The sequence below is a fragment of the Altericroceibacterium spongiae genome (genome assembly GCF_003610805.1).
GTDB lineage: Bacteria > Pseudomonadota > Alphaproteobacteria > Sphingomonadales > Sphingomonadaceae > Altericroceibacterium > Altericroceibacterium spongiae.
In genome coordinates this window covers 185,364-204,888 of sequence record NZ_RAPF01000003.1, presented here as the reverse complement: position 1 = coordinate 204,888, position 19,525 = coordinate 185,364, and the positions used below count along the sequence as shown (strand labels likewise).

Annotated in this window: 24 protein-coding genes and 2 tRNA genes; 8 read left to right on the top strand and 18 right to left on the bottom strand. The window is 53.1% G+C overall.

Annotated features, from left to right (window positions below; genetic code table 11):
- Positions 1-80 precede the first annotated feature (80 nt).
- Positions 81-530, top strand: a complete 450-nt coding sequence (locus D6851_RS06920) for a MarR family winged helix-turn-helix transcriptional regulator (protein ID WP_120324161.1) — start codon at positions 81-83, stop codon at positions 528-530.
- A gap of 47 nt (positions 531-577) precedes the next feature.
- Here D6851_RS06920 and D6851_RS06915 read toward each other — a convergent pair.
- The 3 genes from D6851_RS06915 to D6851_RS06905 form a co-directional block, all read right to left on the bottom strand.
- Positions 578-653 (bottom strand) — tRNA-Thr (locus D6851_RS06915).
- Positions 654-715: 62 nt separating this feature from the next.
- Positions 716-789 (bottom strand) — tRNA-Cys (locus D6851_RS06910).
- Positions 790-1,174: 385 nt separating this feature from the next.
- Positions 1,175-1,879 carry an NAD-dependent deacylase gene (locus D6851_RS06905; RefSeq protein WP_120324160.1) on the bottom strand — a complete coding sequence of 235 codons (705 nt, stop codon included), beginning with the start codon at positions 1,877-1,879 and terminating at the stop codon, positions 1,175-1,177.
- Between the two features lie 35 nt (positions 1,880-1,914).
- Between D6851_RS06905 and dapB the strand changes: the two genes are divergently transcribed.
- Genes dapB through nth form a run of 3 tightly spaced genes read left to right on the top strand, consistent with a single transcriptional unit; the run spans position 1,915 to position 4,101 of the window.
- Positions 1,915-2,643 (top strand): 4-hydroxy-tetrahydrodipicolinate reductase, encoded by a 729-nt coding sequence (gene dapB / locus D6851_RS06900; RefSeq protein WP_120324430.1) that lies wholly within the window; start codon positions 1,915-1,917, stop codon positions 2,641-2,643.
- Entirely contained in the window at positions 2,643-3,446 is an 804-nt protein-coding gene (locus tag D6851_RS06895; protein ID WP_120324159.1) for an ion transporter, read from the top strand. The genes dapB and D6851_RS06895 overlap by 1 nt, the downstream gene beginning before the upstream one ends.
- Entirely contained in the window at positions 3,436-4,101 is a 666-nt protein-coding gene (nth, locus tag D6851_RS06890; protein ID WP_120324158.1) for an endonuclease III, read from the top strand. Before D6851_RS06895 ends, nth begins: the two co-directional genes overlap by 11 nt.
- Before the next feature lie 92 nt (positions 4,102-4,193).
- Here the strand turns inward: nth and dapE are convergent, their stop codons facing one another.
- The 8 genes from dapE to D6851_RS06850 form a co-directional block, all read right to left on the bottom strand.
- Positions 4,194-5,330, bottom strand: a complete 1,137-nt coding sequence (gene dapE, locus D6851_RS06885; protein WP_120324157.1) for a succinyl-diaminopimelate desuccinylase — start codon at positions 5,328-5,330, stop codon at positions 4,194-4,196.
- A 2-nt stretch (positions 5,331-5,332) separates the two neighbouring features.
- On the bottom strand, positions 5,333-5,995 hold the full coding sequence (locus D6851_RS06880; protein WP_120324429.1) for a glutathione S-transferase family protein: 663 nt from the start codon (positions 5,993-5,995) through the stop codon (positions 5,333-5,335).
- A gap of 68 nt (positions 5,996-6,063) precedes the next feature.
- A complete protein-coding gene (gene yihA, locus D6851_RS06875; protein ID WP_120324156.1) occupies positions 6,064-6,717 on the bottom strand; it encodes a ribosome biogenesis GTP-binding protein YihA/YsxC in 654 nt (217 codons plus the stop codon).
- A 5-nt stretch (positions 6,718-6,722) separates the two neighbouring features.
- A complete protein-coding gene (gene yidC / locus D6851_RS06870) occupies positions 6,723-8,474 on the bottom strand; it encodes a membrane protein insertase YidC (protein ID WP_120324155.1) in 1,752 nt (583 codons plus the stop codon).
- A gap of 61 nt (positions 8,475-8,535) precedes the next feature.
- Entirely contained in the window at positions 8,536-8,748 is a 213-nt protein-coding gene (gene yidD, locus D6851_RS06865; protein WP_120324154.1) for a membrane protein insertion efficiency factor YidD, read from the bottom strand.
- Positions 8,745-9,146 (bottom strand): ribonuclease P protein component, encoded by a 402-nt coding sequence (rnpA, locus tag D6851_RS06860; RefSeq protein WP_420797097.1) that lies wholly within the window; start codon positions 9,144-9,146, stop codon positions 8,745-8,747. Before rnpA ends, yidD begins: the two co-directional genes overlap by 4 nt.
- 28 nt (positions 9,147-9,174) lie before the next feature.
- Positions 9,175-9,309 (bottom strand): 50S ribosomal protein L34, encoded by a 135-nt coding sequence (rpmH, locus tag D6851_RS06855; protein WP_120324153.1) that lies wholly within the window; start codon positions 9,307-9,309, stop codon positions 9,175-9,177.
- Positions 9,310-9,407: 98 nt separating this feature from the next.
- A complete protein-coding gene (locus D6851_RS06850; RefSeq protein WP_238473978.1) occupies positions 9,408-10,154 on the bottom strand; it encodes an alpha/beta hydrolase in 747 nt (248 codons plus the stop codon).
- Between the two features lie 121 nt (positions 10,155-10,275).
- Between D6851_RS06850 and D6851_RS06845 the strand changes: the two genes are divergently transcribed.
- Positions 10,276-11,784: a YifB family Mg chelatase-like AAA ATPase gene (locus D6851_RS06845; RefSeq protein WP_120324151.1), complete on the top strand. Its 1,509-nt coding sequence runs from the start codon at positions 10,276-10,278 to the stop codon at positions 11,782-11,784.
- Between the two features lie 16 nt (positions 11,785-11,800).
- On the opposite strand, the gene D6851_RS06840 is transcribed toward D6851_RS06845, so the two are convergent.
- The 3 genes from D6851_RS06840 to galE form a co-directional block, all read right to left on the bottom strand.
- Positions 11,801-12,424 (bottom strand): HAD family hydrolase, encoded by a 624-nt coding sequence (locus tag D6851_RS06840; RefSeq protein WP_120324150.1) that lies wholly within the window; start codon positions 12,422-12,424, stop codon positions 11,801-11,803.
- 147 nt (positions 12,425-12,571) lie between these two features.
- On the bottom strand, positions 12,572-12,697 hold the full coding sequence (gene ykgO, locus D6851_RS06835) for a type B 50S ribosomal protein L36 (protein ID WP_007165381.1): 126 nt from the start codon (positions 12,695-12,697) through the stop codon (positions 12,572-12,574).
- 90 nt (positions 12,698-12,787) lie between these two features.
- Positions 12,788-13,810, bottom strand: a complete 1,023-nt coding sequence (galE, locus tag D6851_RS06830) for a UDP-glucose 4-epimerase GalE (protein WP_120324149.1) — start codon at positions 13,808-13,810, stop codon at positions 12,788-12,790.
- A 101-nt stretch (positions 13,811-13,911) separates the two neighbouring features.
- Between galE and D6851_RS06825 the strand changes: the two genes are divergently transcribed.
- Complete coding sequence (locus tag D6851_RS06825) at positions 13,912-14,514, top strand: DUF4136 domain-containing protein (protein ID WP_120324148.1); 603 nt, start codon at positions 13,912-13,914, stop codon at positions 14,512-14,514.
- Positions 14,511-15,641, top strand: a complete 1,131-nt coding sequence (locus D6851_RS06820) for a M14 family metallopeptidase (RefSeq protein WP_120324147.1) — start codon at positions 14,511-14,513, stop codon at positions 15,639-15,641. The genes D6851_RS06825 and D6851_RS06820 overlap by 4 nt, the downstream gene beginning before the upstream one ends.
- Positions 15,642-15,695: 54 nt before the next feature.
- Here the strand turns inward: D6851_RS06820 and D6851_RS06815 are convergent, their stop codons facing one another.
- The 3 genes from D6851_RS06815 to D6851_RS06805 are packed head-to-tail and all read right to left on the bottom strand — an operon-like array spanning position 15,696 to position 17,312.
- Positions 15,696-16,115, bottom strand: coding sequence for a cytidine deaminase (locus tag D6851_RS06815; RefSeq protein ID WP_120324146.1), 420 nt, complete (start codon positions 16,113-16,115; stop codon positions 15,696-15,698).
- Positions 16,112-16,810 carry a glycoside hydrolase family 25 protein gene (locus tag D6851_RS06810; protein WP_120324145.1) on the bottom strand — a complete coding sequence of 233 codons (699 nt, stop codon included), beginning with the start codon at positions 16,808-16,810 and terminating at the stop codon, positions 16,112-16,114. Before D6851_RS06810 ends, D6851_RS06815 begins: the two co-directional genes overlap by 4 nt.
- 19 nt (positions 16,811-16,829) lie before the next feature.
- On the bottom strand, positions 16,830-17,312 hold the full coding sequence (locus tag D6851_RS06805) for a UPF0262 family protein (RefSeq protein ID WP_120324427.1): 483 nt from the start codon (positions 17,310-17,312) through the stop codon (positions 16,830-16,832).
- Positions 17,313-17,528: 216 nt separating this feature from the next.
- Here D6851_RS06805 and D6851_RS06800 point away from each other — a divergent pair, with 216 nt between their 5' ends.
- Positions 17,529-18,995 (top strand): replicative DNA helicase, encoded by a 1,467-nt coding sequence (locus tag D6851_RS06800; protein WP_238473977.1) that lies wholly within the window; start codon positions 17,529-17,531, stop codon positions 18,993-18,995.
- Here D6851_RS06800 and D6851_RS06795 read toward each other — a convergent pair whose 3' ends face one another.
- Positions 18,996-19,505, bottom strand: coding sequence for a hypothetical protein (locus D6851_RS06795; RefSeq protein WP_120324144.1), 510 nt, complete (start codon positions 19,503-19,505; stop codon positions 18,996-18,998).
- Positions 19,506-19,525: the final 20 nt, after the last annotated feature.

Below are 19,525 nucleotides of genomic sequence, written 5' to 3'. Positions count from 1 at the left end.
AACTTTCCGATGATGATTCGGCTTGCGTGATGCTCGCAATTGCAGCATATGGCAATCCCCTATATTGAGGGCGCTCAATAATGTCGAATATCGAAACACTGCCGACAGAATATGTCGAAGTGTATTGGAAAATGATGCGAACAGTGGACCGGCGCATGGCTGCATGCGGCGCTTCACTGGCCAAAACGCGCGCTTTGCTTGTACTTTCAAAAAGAGGCCCGCTGCGCGCGACGGTGCTGGCGGAAAAGTTCAACCAGTCGCCCCGTACAGTGACCGAATCGATTGACACGCTTGAACGCGATGGTTTCGTCGTCCGCAAGCCCGATCCGTCAGACCGCCGTGCCAAGCTCATTCATATTACAGAGAAGGGCTTGGAAGCAGTGGCCAGAACGGAACCGATGCGCAAAGCTTTCGTGCAGCAGACTTTTGGCACTTTCACACCCGAAGAACGGGATAGTTTCGCCGATCTGCTCGGTAAGCTTCATCGCGCAGTGGATAAGGCGGCAGCAGAAGAGACGCCCCGCCCGTAAGGGACCCGCCACTAAAGGCAGTACAAAATAGGATAATGTGGAAGAAATGGTGCCGCTTACTGGACTCGAACCAGTGGCCCCATCATTACGAATGATGTGCTCTACCAACTGAGCTAAAGCGGCACTCGGGGCGGGCCTTAGAAGCATTCACGCCAGCGTGCAATGCTGAAAAACCCTGTCAAAAATGGAGGCCCGAGCCGGAATCGAACCGGCGTGCAAGGATTTGCAGTCCTCTGCGTAACCACTCCGCCATCGGGCCAAGTCCCCACTCTCGCGGGGAGTGCGGCCACTAGCGAAGAGAATCACTTTGCGCAATCCTCTTCATGCATTTTGCTGTGCTTCTTTGTGAAAGCCAGCGAGGATTTTAGCAGAATTCGGTACACGAACACGTCTCAACGTCAGTGCAAAGCGCAAATTTCGCAACACTCCCAACAGGACCTGCACAGGACCTGCCGAAAGCTCCTGCGGAAGGGCCCCTTTAACCCCGCACAAGATTATACGTTAGCGCCACTCCTTCTCCGGCTGATTTTGGCAGTAGAATTGCCCCAATGATGCTATGACGCAAGCATTCTTACGCTTTTACTGTTGGTCTGACCGATCGGATAAGCTGCAACACCTTCATGCTGGGACTCAACTTTTAAGAGTTATTGGTTATCCAACATCTCTGACACCCACTGAGGTACAATTGTTCCGGCAGGACCTAGATGACTTTCATCAAATAATTGTGATCCCAGACTTTTCTCCAAATTCAGTTCAAGTGTCCGAATTCCATAAGCCGATGCTTCCCGCACAAACCCTGCAGCCGGGTAGACTGCTCCCGACGTACCTATCGAAACAAACATATCTGCTCCAGTAAGGGCGGCATAAATTTCTTCCATATGATACGGCACTTCCCCAAACCAAACGATATCCGGCCGCAACGCTGCTGCTCCGCATTCAGGACATGCCGGTCGGTCAATCAGGGAGGCACGCCATGGCATTCGCACATCGCATGCTTGGCACCAGGCAGACAAATGCTCTCCGTGCATATGAACGACACGCTTCGCACCCGCCCGCTCATGCAAATCATCGACATTCTGTGTGACAATCAAAAGATCGCCATTCCACTTGCTATCAAGTCGAGCCAACGCACGATGCGCTGCATTAGGCTCTACCTGCTGGATCGCTGCGCGACGCGCGTCATAGAAACGTAACACCAGCTCCGGGTCGCGCAAAAAGGCTTCAGGTGTCGCGACATCCTCGATACGATGATTTTCCCATAAGCCCCCTTCCCCCCGGAATGTTTCAATTCCACTCTCCGCGCTGATACCGGCGCCAGTGAGGATGACGATATTGCGGATATTGCTCATGTCCCTCATGAAGCATGCGCAAGGAAGGACATGCAATGACACAAATCGGAATTATCGGCAGCCATGGGCGTATGGGACAAGCCATAGCACAAGCTATCGAGACCGCAGGACACACATTTGCCGGAGGAGTGGATCGGAACGGCGATGTCATGGAGCTGGCTGTGTCCAGCGACGCAATGGTTGATTTCTCTTCACCGCAGGCCCTGAACGCCAATCTGGCAGCCGCCCGCAAAGCAGGCATTCCCATCCTGGTCGGCACTACTGGCTTGGATCAAAGCCACCATGCGATGATAGACCGAGCTGCAGAGGATATTGCGATCCTGCAGACAGGGAATACTTCGCTCGGCGTGACGTTGCTCGCTCACCTTGTAGAGGAGGCGGCAAGGCGACTTGACGACGATTGGGACATCGAAATTGTCGAAATGCATCACAGAATGAAAGTCGATGCACCATCCGGCACTGCTCTTCTTCTGGGTGAAGCAGCGGCCAAAGGCCGACATATAGAGTTGACCGATAATACCGAAAGCGGGAGGGACGGCCATACCGGGAAGCGCAAGACAGGTGCAATCGGCTTTGCGGCCCTGCGCGGCGGCACTATTGCTGGCGACCATTCCGTACTTTTCGCAGGTGAACAGGAGCGCATCACCCTGTCCCATTCAGCAGAAAACCGCATGATCTTCGCCCATGGAGCCGTAAAAGGGGCCAGTTGGCTGCTCGACAAACCGGCAGGCCGCTATACTATGGCACAAGTGCTTGGTCTCTAATGCGTAAATTGCGGCGATATCTCTATCTTCAGCTTCATATCGGCCATACGCCCGATGGCAGATTGACCAGACTCAATCTTGCGCTGATTATTATCATTCTTGCCGCAATTGTCGTCGCTATTATCGGCACTGAACCATCTATCGCTTCCGGACGGGAAGGTTTAACCTTCTGGGTTGAAGTGTTTTTCGGCATAGTATTCGGGCTGGAATATTGTGCCCGGCTTTGGTCAGTCACGGAGAAAAGAGGAAAAGCACCCGCCTGGAAGAAGCGTTTGCGCTTCGCTTTGTCTCCGCTCGGCCTGATTGATCTCGCTGTGGTCTTGGCCACATTGTCTCCAACATTAGTTACCAATGCCGCCATTTTTCGCAGCTTGCGTATCTTTCGCATGGTGGTCTCGATCAAAGAAAGCCGCTTTTCACATGCCTTAAAGCAGCTTCAACGTGCCATGATGGAGAGAGGATACGACTTTCTGGTAATTATCGCGATTGCGGGAACAGTGTTGCTGATTGCAGCAACCGCGCTCTTCTGGGCAGAAGGCGATGTGCAGCCGGAAGCCTTCGGAAGCGTCCCGCGCGCCCTTTGGTGGGCGATCATCACCGTTACGACCATCGGCTACGGCGATGTCACCCCTATCACGCCATTGGGGAAAATTTTTGCCTCCCTGGTTGCTCTTAGCAGCGTTATGTTGGTCGCTATGCCCACGGGCATTGTCGCGGCGGCATTCAGCGATGCCATGCGGCGTCATCGTCGAACCATGGCACAAAAGCCCAAACCGCAAGAATCGGAAGATCATGACACGTGAACAGATCTTTGAGTTTTTCCGCCTGCTGGAAGAGCTAAATCCAGAACCGGAAACCGAACTGAAATTCGGCAATGTCTATCAGTTGCTGGTGGCCGTGGTTCTTTCGGCCCAAGCAACAGATGCCGGTGTTAACAAGGCTACAAGGTCTCTGTTTGAAGAGGTAAAAACACCGCAGCAGATGGTTGCACTGGGCGAAGATGGATTGAAACAACACATCAAGACGATTGGTCTTTTCAATTCCAAAGCGAAAAACGTCATCGCACTATCCGAGCAATTGATTGCCAATTATAGCAGTGAAGTACCTCAAAACCGGGATGAGCTAGTCAAATTGCCCGGTGTGGGCCGGAAAACCGCCAATGTTGTGATGAATTGCGCTTTCGGTGAAGAGACCTTCGCAGTTGATACCCATGTGTTCCGGGTAGGTAATCGCACCGGGCTCGCTAAGGGGAAAACGCCTGAACAGGTGGAGGCAAAACTGGAAAAGCGCGTGCCATCGCCTTTTCGCCGCCACGCCCATCACTGGCTCATCCTTCTGGGTCGCTATACCTGCAAGGCTCGAAAACCCGAATGCTGGCGCTGCCCTGTCGTAGATCTTTGTTCGTTCAAGAAAAAAGTTCTCGAAAACCCGAAAAAGGCCAAGGTGGCAGCAGGGTAAGCCATTGCATCGCAGGATCTATCCGAAAAGAATATCGTGAAAACCTATTGCAGCAGCAGACCGAACAGTATTTTCACTATATACATTCATCTTTATACTTTAAAAGCTGATAGTGTAACTCGTCGGTAAATTCGCGCGAGTACCTCCAGATCTTCCATAGCAACTGCTTCATCGCGCTTATGCATGGTCGCGTTGACCAAGCCGAATTCGATCACCGGGCACAAATCTTTTAAAAAGCGGGCATCTGACGTACCACCGCTTGTAGAGGCTTCCGGTACAATACCTGTTTCTGCTTCCACAGCATCGGCAATCATCTGCGAAAAACTGCCTGGCGGAGTAAGAAAAGGTTCACCAGAGATAACTGGTTGCGCTACACCGCCATGCCTGTCGGCAATCGCAATCACGCGATTCCCCAAAGCCTTGCCGGAATGGAGGTCATTGAAGCGGATCGAAATCCGGCCTTTGGCCCTGCCCGGAATGACATTATGTGCAGGATTACCAATCTCAACTTCAGTGATTTCGAGATTGGAAGGCTGAAACCAATCGGTGCCGTCGTCGAGATGCAACCTGTCCAGCTCACTCAACATCGCCACAAGCCTTGGCACAGGATTGTCTGCAAGATGTGGATAGGCAACGTGACCCTGCACTCCTTCCACTTCAAGAAAAATATTAACCGACCCACGTCGGCCAATTTTCATCATGTCGCCAAGCCGGTTAACCGAAGTCGGTTCTCCCACAAGACACAGATCAGGCTCTTCCCCCAGCTCACGGATCAGATCGATCAATGCACGCGTGCCATAGACGGCAGGACCTTCTTCATCTCCCGTAATAATGAAACTGATTGTACCGGCCTCTTGCGGGATCGTCTGCACCGCTGCGATCATGGAAGCAATCGAGCCTTTCATGTCGACGGCACCGCGACCATAGAGCAAATCGCCGCGTCTTTCGGGAAGAAAAGGCGCGCTGGTCCATCCTTCTCCTGGCGGCACCACATCGAGATGCCCGGCAAAAGCAAAATGCGGCGTCCCTAATGCCCCCTTACGAATGGCGAAACAATTCTCGACCGGTCCGTCAGGCGCTTCACCAGCCACAAACCGGCGGCAGGTAAAGCCCAATGGCTCTAACAAAGCGGCTAAACAGTCAAACACTTCCCCGCGGGCAGGTGTCACGCTTTCACAAGCCAGCAATTTTTCGGCAATGTCGATAGCCGAAAGAATTTGCGTTTCCATGGTTACGCAGTCACCTCAAACTGTTCGATCACCCATTGCTCATCTTCGGCCGCGTTAATCCAACTCTGCAACCAGTCATGTTCCCAAATAGCCTGCATATAGGTCTGGGCGAAACCAGGAACCGCTACACCATAGGTCAGAAAACGGCTAACAATGGGTGCGTAAAAAATATCAGCAGCGCCAAACGTGCCGAATAAAAATGGCCCACCTCGCCCAAATCTCGCACGAGCTTCAGCCCAAAGTCCAAGAATGCGGACAACATCCTGTCTCGTCTCATCGCTCAAAGTGGCGCCAGGAATATGACGACGGATGTTCATTGGACATTCGCGACGCAGAGCGAGATAGGAACTGTGCATTTCAGCGACCATAGCTCGAGCCATGCCGCGTGCTGCTTCATCTTTTGGCCAGAAGCGATCCCGTCCAACTTTGTCAGCCAGATATTCCATAATGGCGAGACTGTCCCAAATAACTGCCTCGCCATCCCAGAGAATCGGCACCTTGCCAGATGAAGGCAGAAACTCGCCCTGCTCACGTTTAGCAGCCTCCCAATCTTCTCCGTAGAGGCTGACTTTCAATTCTTCGAAAGGAAGGCCGGATTGCTTTGCTGCAAGCCAGCCTCGCAATGACCAGCTCGAATAGTTCTTGTTGCCGATAATCAGCTTCATGCTCATCCCTTCAACTTTCAGACGGACTACTCAGTCTGCCTTGCACTGTCGAGGTCGAAGAGTGATCTTTACAACCGGCTATCGGCCAGAACAGCAGCGCGCAGTTCCGCAATCCCCATGCCTTTTTCTGCAGAGGTGAGATGAAGATAGGGATAACACGCCGGGTGCTTACGAGAAATCGCCTCTACAGCATCGCGTGTCTGCTCCAAGGCACTGGCTTTAACCTTATCTGTCTTGGTCAGCACCACCCGATAACCCACAGCGGCCTGATCGAGCATGGTCATCATCTCGATATCCACGGGCTTCAAACCATGGCGGGAATCGACCAAAACTAACGTGCGTTTCAAAACAGCCCGCCCGCGCAAATAATCACGAACTAGTCGCTTCCATCTCTCAACGACTTTTACCGGTGCTTTAGCGAACCCGTATCCGGGCATATCGACCAGACGAAACTGTGTCGGCATGCCAATCTCAAAAAAATTGAGTTCCTGTGTGCGCCCAGGTGTCACCGATGCACGAGCTATCGCTTTGCGCCCCGTCAGTGCATTGATAAGCGAACTCTTCCCGACATTAGAACGTCCGGCAAAGGCCACTTCCGGAAAGTCAGGCTCTGGCAGGAATTGAAGCTGCGGAGCGGATAGAAGAAAATCTACCCGCCCGGAAAACAGCTTACGCGCTTCTTCAATCAGATCGTGATCGTATCGATCATCCTTTACGCTCACAGCTTTTAATCCTTGGCCTTGGCAGCCTGAGCCTTGAGCTGTGGGTGCCTGGAATAAAGATAACGTTGCTGCGCCAGCGTCAGGATGTTCGAGGTAATCCAGTACAGCAGCAACCCGGCTGCGAAAGGAGCCATTACAAACATCAGTACCCATGGCATAATCATGAACATTTGCTGCTGTACCGGGTCCATTGCACTTGGATTCAAGCGGAACTGAAGGAACATCGTGATACCCAGCAGCAGAGCCAGAACGCCAATCGCCAGAAAACTTGGTGGCGTAAAAGGCAGCAAACCGAAGAGATTCAGGACCGTAGCCGGATCGGGTGCTGACAGGTCCTTGATCCATAAGACAAAGGGCTTGTGCCGCATTTCGATGGCCAGAAGCAGCGTCTTATACAAAGCGAAGAAAATCGGGATTTGCAAGACCAGAGGCAGACAGCCTGCCAACGGATTAACCCCTTCTTCCTTATACAGCTTCATGATCTCCTGCTGTTGTTGCTGTTTATCGTCCTTATACCGTTCCTGAATCGCCTTCATTTTGGGCTGAACCGCACGCATCGCGGCCATGGAAGCAAACTGTCGCTGAGCGACAGGGAACATGAGACCCCGAATGATAACGGTGAGCAGAATGATGGCGACGCCGAAATTACCGACAAGACTGTAAAGCTTTTTCAGCAGTTGGAAGATCGGCCATTCGAACCAGCGGAACCAGCCCCAGTCGATGGCCAGACCGAATTGCGAAATGCCCTGCTCCTGATAAGCATCGAGCACATCGCTTTCCTTGGCTCCTACAAAAAGCTGCGTATCGCGTGTGATTTGCTTGCCTGCCGGGATCGTTACCGGATCATAAATAACATCGGCACGAAATTTGTCGTTTCCAAGTGACCGGAAATCGGACTGGGCTGAGGTATTTTCCTGCGGAATCAGCGCAGAGAGCCAGTAAATATCAGTAAAGCCGATCCATTCCGTTTCGCCACCCGGTGAAACAGTGCCGGTTTCGGCCACATCATCGTAATCATTATCGAAACTGACCGAGTTATCGAAAGCCCCGATCGGCCCGGAATGCACATTCCACGTATCCTTGCTCGCCGTGCGGCTCGTACGATTGATGAAGCTGTATGGCTGGACGACGATCGAGCCCGTTCCACGATTAGCTACAATCTGCTTCACATTGAGCATATAGTGATCGTCAATGGAAAAACGCAGCCGGAAGGTCAGTCCTTCTCCATTGTCCCAACTCAACGTTACCGGCTTTTCATGAGTCAGCACATCACCGTCGGTTGACCATACCGTACTGGCACCGGGCAGTTTCACATCATCGCCGATCCAGCCGAATTGGGCAAATTGTTGAGCCGGCGTGCCATCAGGAGAAAACAGTCGAACAGGGCCACTATCTTTGTCGACTGTCTGCCTATGCGTCTTCAGCAAAACATCGTCGACCCTCGCTCCTACAGGATTAATTGATCCCGCAACCTCAGGCGCATCAATCGTGATCCGATCAGATGAAGCAAGAGCGGTTTTTAAATCCTGCGCCTCTTCCGCCATATCAGCCGGGTCAGTCAGCCCCCCTTCCCGCGTATGACGGGTGGAGCGGACTTGTGCTTCGGACGCATCGTTCGGATCTGAAGTATTAGCCAACGTGTCGGTTTGCGACACTTTCGCTGGTTCAGGATAGAACTTGCTCACAGCAAAGTCCCAACCGAACAATACCACTGCACTCAGCACGACTGCGAGGATAAGATTACGCTGATTGTCCACGGATAATCCCTAGATTGTGGCCTTGATCGAATTGTATCAACATGAGGCCTCTTTCCGGTTATCACGGCACCGGATCATAGCCATGTCCCCCCCAGGGGTGGCAGCGCAATAACCGCTTAAGGCCGAGCCATCCACCCTTGATTGCCCCATATTTCGCGATCGCTTGTATCGTATATTCACTGCAGGAGGGTGCATACCGACATGTAGGGGGAAGAAAACGCGAAGGGCCAAGCTGCCAGAAGCGCGCGATCAGGATAAAAAAACGAGCTGTCATGCGTTTTTGCGCAGGTCTGCCCCACGGCCACGACCGCCGCCCTTCGGGTTCCTGCCACGTCTGCGCAAAGGAGAATCGCCTTTACCGGCACGAGCTCTATCAAGAGCCGCGCTCAATTCCTCACGCAACTTGGTAAAATCACGCTCCACACCGCCTGCACGCCCAATCAAAATATGATCGTGATTCTGCAACCCTTCCTCAGGCAGAGAATCATGCAGTAATTCACGGAAACGCCGCTTCATCCGATTGCGGATTACAGCATTGCCGATCTTCTTCGTGACAGTAATTCCGTAGCGTATGCCACTTTCCTTATTAGGGAAAGCGAGCAGCACAAAACCGGGACGTGCTACACGCAAGCCCCGGTTAGCAGCAAGAAAATCCGCACGGCGCTTAAGCACCGCGATTTTCCGATAGGGCTGATCGCCCTCAGGCAGAGAGTTTCTTACGGCCACGAGCGCGGCGGGCACGCAGAACCTTGCGGCCACCAACGGTGGCTTTACGGGCGCGAAAACCGTGGCGGCGCTTGCGCACGAGATTACTCGGCTGGAAAGTGCGCTTCATCGTCTCAATCCTCAAAAATCTGTCAGCGTGCTTCGGCAATGCGAAGCACAATGAAAAAAGGGCCGTCCGCGAAGACAGCCTTCGATAGAACCGCGCGGTTACTGGAGCAGCGCACCTAAGTCAAGATATGCAAGCTGTGGAGTATCGGTCGGACGAATCCAGCGCTGCATTTCCTGAGCGTTGAGCCAGAGGGCCTGTTCGTGCGGAACCGAATTGGTCATAGCATAGAAGGCTTGCGCCTCTCGAGCGCCGAAACCCATTTCCTCATAATATGCAAGATATTTCAGGTGTTCCGGCGATGTAGCGGCATAGGCTGTCGCCTCTCGTCCATCATCATCCTGCCAAGCATGAACAGCAAATTCAGCTCCGACCTCGATCTTGTGCGTAACACCAGCAAAAAACAATTCCACCGCGCCCGAACGAACCGATCCTTCCCGCGGAACATGCGTCCGCAAGCCAGCAGCGCGAATCAGGCGGCCAAGGCGAAGATTAGCGCGGTCATCAAAAGTGCCGGGACACTCAATCATTTCCAGCACCCGCAAATCGGGAAAAGCCTGCATCATTGCAACAAACTGGCCGGGGCTTCGCTCATCAGTGATATCGAGCAATGCTACGCGATGCGTATCAAGCACGCGAAAAGGGCCGAAGCGGGCGATCGAATCATATTCGATTCGTTGTATTGCCGGACCATTATACCGATAGGCACTTCCGGTAATGAGAGGGCGGTTATTGTCTACATATGCCTTCTCTACCCCTTCGGCATAGGCCGGCGTAACCGTTATAGCGGCCAGACTGAAAAGAAGAGCGAAAATCCGAACCATGTTGGGACGATGCGACCAAGACACCTGCCCATTTCCCAAAAAATAAGGTTTCTACTTTTTTAACTACATTCGCTGGCATGGTATATTTTTGGGTTTCACACCAACAAGCGTGGTGACAGGGGAAGAGCGGAATGCGGGGGAATATATGGTCGCTCTGGTGAGTACGGTAGCCTATCTCGGCCTTGATGCCCGCCAAGTTGAGGTACAATGCCAGATCGCACCCGGCCTTCCCAGATTCACAATTGTCGGCCTGCCAGACAAAGCAGTGGGTGAAAGCCGTGAACGGGTTCAATCCGCTTTGGCAGCCATGGGCCTGTCACTTCCACCCAAACGGATTACAATCAACCTCTCCCCAGCCGATCTGCCCAAAGGAGGATCGCATTATGATCTGGCCGTAGCATTAGCGCTGCTGTCAGCGATGGGTGTTACCGATGCAGAACAACTGGCCGAATGGGTGGTTGTGGGGGAATTGTCGCTTGATGGACGTATTGCGCCTTCCCCGGGAGTTCTCCTCGCGGCCCTTCATGCCAGTGAAATGGGGATGGGACTCATCTGCCCCGCATTGCAAGGTTCGGAAGCACGCTGGGCAAGTGGTATTTCTATTTGTGCAGCCCCGGATCTGGTCAGCTTACTTAACCATTTAAAAGGCACACAGCTTCTCCCAGACCCGCCAATAGGCAAAGCTATCTGTGATCATAGCGGGCCTGACCTCAAGCAAGTGAAGGGACAGGAAACTGCGCGTCGTGCGTTAGAAATAGCGGCCGCCGGGTCGCATAACCTGTTAATGTCCGGCCCCCCGGGGGCCGGAAAAAGTCTGCTCGCTGCCTGTTTGCCTGGAATATTACCTGAACTTACACCCGCCGAAGCTCTGGAAAGCTCTATGATAGCCTCGGTCGCTGGACTGCTCGAAAATGGACGCATCAGCCGTGCCAGGCCTTTTCGGTCACCTCACCATTCTGCTTCCATTGCAGCTCTCACTGGCGGCGGCTTAAAGGTTCGTCCCGGCGAGGTCAGTATGGCTCACCTTGGCGTACTGTTTCTCGATGAATTGCCTGAATTCCAGCGCGCTGCTCTCGATTCGCTACGGCAGCCGCTCGAAACCGGTGAAGTCAGTGTTGCACGCGCCAATGCGCATGTCACTTATCCCGCACGCGTCCAACTGATTGCAGCTATGAATCCGTGCCGTTGCGGCCATCTCAGTGATCCTGCTCTGGCATGCTCCAGAGCGCCGCGCTGCGCGGCGGATTACCAAAGCAAAATCTCAGGACCTCTGCTCGACAGAATTGATCTTCATATTGATGTTGATCCAGTGCGTGCAGTCGATCTCGCTCTGCCCACCCCCAAAGAAGGCTCAGCCCAAGTCGCCGCGCGCGTCCGTCAGGCCCGAATGATTCAAACCGAACGACTGCAAGGAACCAGTATGCGCTGCAATGCAGAGCTGGAAGGCGATCATCTCGAACGTTTCGCAACACCGGACGAAGACGGACGACAGCTCCTTCTTCAGGCCGCTGAAAAGCTGCGTTTGTCCGCCCGTGGATATACACGCATTCTGCGCGTGGCCCGAACTATTGCGGACCTCTCGAGTGCACCAGACATCACCCGTGTACATATAGCCGAAGCTCTGAGTTATCGGCGTCGCCCACCGCGCGCCTAAACGTGAGCAGGCATACTCAGTCGAGTAAGCCCTGCTTCTGCAAATCGATTTCCAACCCCTTCGCATCACGAAAGTGATGCGTATTCCAGCCACAATCCCTGGCTGATTGCACATTGGCTGGATTATCATCGATAAACAGCAATTCATGCCCCGCATGACCAAACCGTTTCTCCGCCAACGCATAGATCGCCGGATCAGGCTTTGCCATTTTCTCTTGTCCGGAAACAACAATCTCACGGAAATGATCGAAAATCGGTTCAGTAGGTTGAAATTCGGCCCAGAAAGGTGCCGCAAAATTGGTTAGAGCATAAAGCGGCACACCTCGGGCCGCAAGACGCTCAACCAGCTCATGAGTCCCCGGGATATGCCCGGGAATTGTTTCGAGAAACCGGGTAGCATAGGCATCGATCTGGCATGCATAATCTGGAAACTGGAGCTTTTTCTCTTCCAGCATATCCTCCAGTTCGCGGCCCGCGTCATGTTCGAAATGCCAGTCTTCCGTCACGACATTAGCCAAAAACCAATCCAGCTCTTGGGGGTCGCGAATCAACTTCGCAAAAAGAACACGCATATCCCACTGAATCAGAACTTTCCCGACATCAAAAACTATAGCTTTGATTGTTCGATTCGGAATACTCATTACGGCTCTCTTCACCTATCGCGCGGACACGCCAAAAGCCCGCTCACCCATCAACCCTATTGCATACTATGCATATAGGCAGATGGATGAGCGGGCTCTTCGCAAAAGACTGCCTGCCGGATCATCCCGCAGGCGACCTAAAGACACTTAGCCTTGGCGTGCCTTAAAGCGACGGTTTGTCTTGTTGATTACATAAGTGCGGCCACGACGACGGATGACACGGCAATCGCGGTGGCGGTTCTTCAGCGACTTCAGGCTGTTACGAATCTTCATCTTGGCGGCTTTCCGATAAAATTAGGGCACCGGAGAAAGCCCCGGTGCCATCAATTCAGGCGCGCTCGTTAAGCCGAGCACGCACTCAAGTCAAGTTTCCTTACGAATTTCGCTCAGTTTACGTTCCCATGCCAAGGCATGCGTAATGATTTCATCCAAATCGGCATGTTGGGGCTTCCACGGAAGGGTTCGTTTGATTCGGCTATTATCCGAAATCAACGAATCAGGATCGCCCGCTCGGCGAGGGGCCATTATACGCGTAATGGTATGATTAGTCGTCCTATCTACCGCATCGAGCACTTCAAGTACGGAAAAGCCACGGCCGTATCCACAATTCATCGTCAAAGACGCTGAGGGGTTCGCTATCAGTGCCGCCAGTGCCAGCACATGCGCGGCAGCAAGATCGCTGACATGAATATAGTCACGAACCCCTGTTCCATCAGGCGTGTCGTAATCGGTTCCAAAAACCGAAACATTTTCCCTCTTCCCTAATGCCGCTTCCACGGCCACCTTAATAAGGTGCGTCGCCCCGGCAGTGGACTGGCCGCTACGTGCTTGCGGATCTGCGCCGGCGACATTGAAATAACGCAATGCGCAGTAATTAAGTGGATGAGCGAATGAAGTGTCCGCCAGCATCTGCTCTGTCATCAGCTTAGACCAGCCATAAGGATTGATCGGCTGCCTTGGCGTATCTTCCGTGACTGGAGAGTCTTCAGGAATACCATAGGTTGCCGCGGTAGAGCTAAAAATGAAATGCTGCACGCCGTGCTTCACACAGGCCTCAATCAATGCGCGGCTCTTCACGGTATTGTTGTGATAATATTTGAGAGGATTTTCGACCGATTCCGGCACTACAATCGAACCGGCAAAATGCATGATTGCTCGTGTACCCTGTTCAGAAAAAATACGGCTCAGCAGCGCCGCATCCTCAATATCACCTTCGTATAAAGGTACATCATCGGGCACCGCAAACCGGAAGCCTGTTGTAAGATTGTCTATCACTGCAACGGGCCATCCTGCATCTTTCAACGCAAGAACCGCATGGCTGCCAATATACCCGGCGCCACCGGTAACGAGAACTGGGCATTTCCGGGTCGCATCAATATCGGTCATATGAAAATGGTCCGGACATAGAGGATGAAAGGAATTCAGGCGTGAGAAATAGCTGTCGCATTCGCTTAAAGGATGCAACCGGAATAGCAGTGAGACGTTGTATGATTATGAAAAACCTGGTGCGCCTTGCGATTCTCACGCCAGTCATGATGCTGGCAGCATGCGCAAGCACTTATGTGTCTCCTGTCGAAGTCACCCGTTTTATAGGCGAAAATTCTTCTAGACTCGGCCAGGGAACCATCGCTGTCATCGCTACTCCCGGAGGAGGCACAGAGCCTCTCGCCTTTCGCAATTATGCAGCCCCGGTCGAACAGCAACTGACCTCGCTGGGTTATCGTATAGTCGATGAAGATACAGCAATGCAGATCGCACAATTACGCATCGAACGGTTTGTGACCCAACCACAGGAAGACCGTTCACCGGTCAATGTCGGGATGGGGGGATCAACTGGATCCTATGGATCTGGCCTTGGGGTCGGTATCGGGCTGGATCTGTCCGGCAAACCGCAAGCACGAATCAACACAAAGCTCCGCATTGTTATTCGGGAGAAGCAAAGTGGTCAGGCACTCTGGGAAGGGCGTGCCGATTTTATTGCGGAGGAAAAAAGCGATTACGCTAATGCAGATGAAGCTGCCAAAAAACTGGCACAGGCGATCTTCACGGACTTTCCGGGAGAGTCGGGCGAAACTATCGAGGTGAAATGACTGATATTTGTATTAATGCTGCTTTCGACAGCGGCAATATCGACATCGTGTCCATCAATGGTGCTCACGCGACACTTAAAATACGCCACGATAAGGATAGTGAGTTCAAACAATGGTTTCATTTTCGGGTGTGGGGCGCTGCCGGGCGGACACTGACACTCAAGATCGTCAATCTTAACGATTCCGCTTATCCGGATGGATGGCAACATTATAATAGCTGTGTTTCCGAAGACCGGGAATATTGGAACCGAGCGCCCAGTTCATTCGACCGCGACGAAAATGATGGCACGCTGACGATCCGCTATACACCTGCCAGCGACATTGCCTATTTCGCCTATTTCGCGCCCTATTCAATTGAGCGTCATCACGATCTTGTCGCCGAAGCCGCGGCCAGCGAAGGCGTTGCTTATCATTCGCTCGGCCTTAGCCATGATGGACAGTCAATCGATTGTCTTTCCATGGGAGAAGGCGAGACGGTCATATGGCTCTATGCCCGCCAGCATCCCGGCGAAAGTATGGCCGAATGGTGGATGGAAGGTGCACTTGAAACCCTGTGTGATTCTGCCGATCCAATCGGACGAACACTTCGCCAGAAATGCCGGCTGCATATTGTGCCCAACTGCAATCCCGATGGATCATATCGAGGCCATTTGCGAACCAATGCCAAAGGCATCAATCTCAACCGTGAATGGGATACACCTACAGCAGAGAAGTCTCCTGAAGTTCTGGCCATTCGCAATGCAATGGACGAAACGGGCGTCCACTTCGCGATGGATATTCACGGGGATGAAGCCATTCCTGCCGTTTTCCTCGCAGGTTTTGAAGGCATTCCAAGCTGGACAGAAGATCAGGGTGAATCCTTCAGGGCGTATCGTTCAATCCTTGAGCGCCGCACTCCCGATTTTCAAACATCCAGAGGCTATCCCGTGACAGCACCGGGGAAAGCCAATCTTTCCATGAGCACCAATCAGGTGGCAGAACGTTTCGGAGCCTGTTCAATGACTCTTGAAATGCCATTTAAGGACAATAACGATCTGCCCGACCCGGAACAAGGCTGGAGCCCGGAACGCTGCAAGTTCCTGGCGCGCGACTGCCTTGCCTCACTCGTCGAATGGCTGGATCGCTGACAAAGCTTCTATACGGCCATGGCACTGATTTATTCCGCCATGGCCGTACATTCTTTACAGATTACAAGGACCAAAGGCGTGAGGAAGAAGCTGTGACAGCTTAACTTCACGAACCTCTACCGGGCTACAACACCAGATAATGGGATCAGTCCCGCCAAGATCGGCTAGTTCGTAAAGCACTTGCCGACAACGGCCGCATGGTGTCACCAGGTCGTCACCGCTACCTGTAACAGCAACTGCAACCAGCCCTCCCCTTTTGCCGTCGCTCATCGCTTTCACTACTGCCGTAGTTTCAGCGCAGATCGCCAGACCATAGCTGGCATTTTCAATGTTGGTGCCGGTAAAGACGCTTCCATCGTCAAAGAGAAGTGCCGTGCCGACACGATAATTCGAATAGGGAGCGTAAGATTTTTCACCCGCCTTACGCGCCAGAGCGATCAGAGAATCACGTCGCTGTTCAACAGTTTGGCTCATGGCAGAGCTACTACCCATCGCAACGGTGCGGCGCTAGCCGCCGTGCGCAATTCACTATTCGCAGTCCACAAAGCCCAGGGCCGCCCCGCATATTCAGGCTCGAAAAAATCACGTTCCAGCCACAAGTTACGATCAATCCGCGCTGCGATATTGTATCGCTCCTCGAAGCGGGGAGAAATCATCAGCAACGCCGGTTTCCCGACATGCCCTTCCACCTGATTGAGAAAAGTCGTCAATTCGCTTTCAACCGCAGCATCGCTCACTCGCGTTTCGCACTGATCCGCCTCGGCATCGAGGGAAATAACTGGAGGTAAAAGGCTCGAATCTCGCGGCACGATGGTCACAAAGTTAGCGGCTTGCCGTTCCGCTGGAATGCAGGGATCGTAGGAATGAACGGCACCAAAAGGCAGATGCGCCCGGCGAACCATTTCAAGATTACGAGCGAAGGCTGAGTCACGCCCTTCAGCACCCTTGCTCGCCTCAAGGTAAACGAAATCGGCACCGATCGCTGCGAGAGCTTTGAAATCAACCGGCCCATCATGTGCGCCAATTAAAACACCCTGCACCGGATAGTCTTTCCGCTCAGGGGTCCAATGTTCCCATTTCCACCATCCCCAAATGGCCGCAACAATCGCCAACAACAGTACAAACGCAGCAATACGCCAGCGCCAGGGAAATGCCCGCTTCTTGCCCATAATGAATTCGTATCGCCTCTCAGGCCTTGATGTGGAGCACGCAAATCAACGTAAATAACCGTCGCGCTGTGGCGAAATCGGTTTCGACCTTATCTTCAAGCGCTTCAAGCAACAGACGGGTGGCCTGATCATGCGTTGCCCGACGGGCCATATCAACTGTTTCGATCTCTTGCGCAGACGCTCTGCGAACAGCCTTGTAATAGGAATCGCAGATGGCGAAATATTCACGCACAGGCCGTCGAAAACGGGCGAGTCCGAGCATAATCGTATCCGCTGGATTATCCTGCGCATCACGGATAGCCATGGCCAAACGACCATCCTGTATTGATAAACGCAGATGCCACGGCCCTTGATGCCCATTTTCAAGTGCACGGAGCGGTTTAAAACTGTTTTCCTCGATCAGATCGGCAAGCGCAGCCTTCCGCTCCTGTTCCACATCGGCATTGCGCCACAGGATCGTGGTATCATCAAGTTCAACGTTAGAGATGCACTGCGTTTCCATATTTGCTTTCAGGCTTTCGCAGAGCGAAGCGATTTGGGCAAACAGGAAAAACTCTCCCCACTTTCCACAGGAGCCCGCATACTCCGCTGTCTTGCGGCAAATGCAGTTCGAGCGCATCACTAGCGAATGGCCGATCACAACCTCATGACCCGTTTTTCCTCTGCTCATAGCCCGGAACAGGCACAAATAGATGATTCGTCAGCGAATCAGTCCGGCATGCCGACAGGACGGGCACTTCCAGCCAATTTGGAAGCAGAAGCCGCGTTTCTGGGAGCTGTGCTGATAGACAACCGGGTATTGGAGGAATTGCCGGTTACGATCAGGCCAGAACACTTCTTCGAGCCGCTGCATGGGAGGATTTTCGACAGAATCCTGACACTGGTCGACCGCCAGATGGTCGTGACACCTGTCACCCTCAAGCCTTATTTCGACGGCGATGAAGCGCTGAAAGAGCTGGGTGGCACTGCTTATCTGGCGCAACTCACCGCCGATGGCCAGGGGCTGCTGGCACCGCGTGAACTAGCGCAACAGATTTATGATCTGGCATTGTTGCGTGAGCTGGTCACAGTTGGGCGTGAACTGGTGGAAGGTGCGCTCGATACATCGGACGAAGTCGAGCCGATGAAACAGATCGAAAATGCTGAAGCGTCACTCTATCAGGTAGCCGAAGGAGCCGCAGGCTCAAAAGACGCGGACAGTTTCAGAGGCGCCACAAACAAAGCCCTGGAAATGATCGAGACAGCCCTGAACTCAGGCGGTCATGTCTCAGGCAAGACCACTGGTCTTTCCTCAGTCAATGAGAAGGTTGGCGGTCTGCATGATTCCGACCTGATCATTCTCGCCGGTCGGCCTGGTATGGGCAAAACCTCTCTTGCAACGAACATCGCGTTTAATTGTGCAGATCGGCTTTTGCGAGACCAACGTGACGGCATTGACAAATCGGTTGGCGCAGCGGTCGCCTTTTTCAGCCTCGAAATGTCCAGCGATCAGCTCGCGACTCGTATCCTGGCCGAACAGGCGGGCATTTCCTCCGAAGCCCTGCGGATGGGGAAGATTTCAAAAGAAGACTTTCAGCAGCTTTCCTACGCTAGCCAGCGGCTTGCCGATCTTCCTCTCTATATTGATGACACGCCCGCTCTAACTATCGGTGCATTGCGAACACGTGCGCGTCGGCTCAAGCGGCGCCACGATATCGGACTGATCGTGGTCGATTATCTGCAACTTTTGCAAGGCTCAGGCCGGGCGCAGGATAATCGCGTGAACGAGATTTCGGAAATCAGTCGTGGCCTCAAAACACTGGCCAAAGAACTGGAGGTGCCAGTGATCGCCTTATCCCAGCTTTCACGTGCGGTAGAACAGCGCGATGACAAACGCCCTATGCTGTCAGATCTTCGCGAATCCGGTTCTATCGAACAAGACGCCGACATGGTCTGGTTCGTCTATCGAGAAGATTATTATGTCGCTTCACGCGAACCCAAAATTCCGCAAGGCGATGATGATGTGAAAGCTCATGAAGCTCATGCCGCCTGGCAGGCCGATATGGAACGTGTTTTTGGGCTGGCAGAGCTTATCGTCGCCAAGCAGCGTCACGGTGCAACCGGCAAAGTGCGGATGCGTTTCGAATCGAAGATCACACGTTTCTCCGACCTCGCGGAAGGGGACATGCCCGAAGGCTACGAATAATCAGGGGCCACAAGTCCACAGGCCTTCCATGGCATTCTCCACTCCGCTCTCCCCTGACAACATCATTTTGGCCGGATAGGGAGGTGATTCTCCATCCCCGAGAGGAACAGCCGACAAACGCTCAACTTTTACTGTCACGGTCGGGCCTTCAAATGTCGTTCCATCAGACAAGCCATCGAAACCCTCCATTTCGCGCGACTTGAGAGGAATAACCCGTCCGGCGATCTTGATCGCTCCTTCCGCCGGTTCGTCACTATGAACATTCCCTCGGGCAATCAGCAGAACTGGTGACTTTTTCTCCAGCGCAAAAGCGCAGCCTAATTCTCCATTCATAGTAATATTTGCCAGATCACCCGCCCCTAAGGGATCCGGACTAAATGTCAGTGCCGCTTCATCACCTCGTTCAGGATTAGCAGAAACCGCATCCTTCTGATCGACAGGTTTTTGTGCCGAACAGGCCACCACGCTGCAAAAAGTGATCGCACCGATTATCAAACGTGACCAAGCCATGGGCATTCTCCCATTCGTTC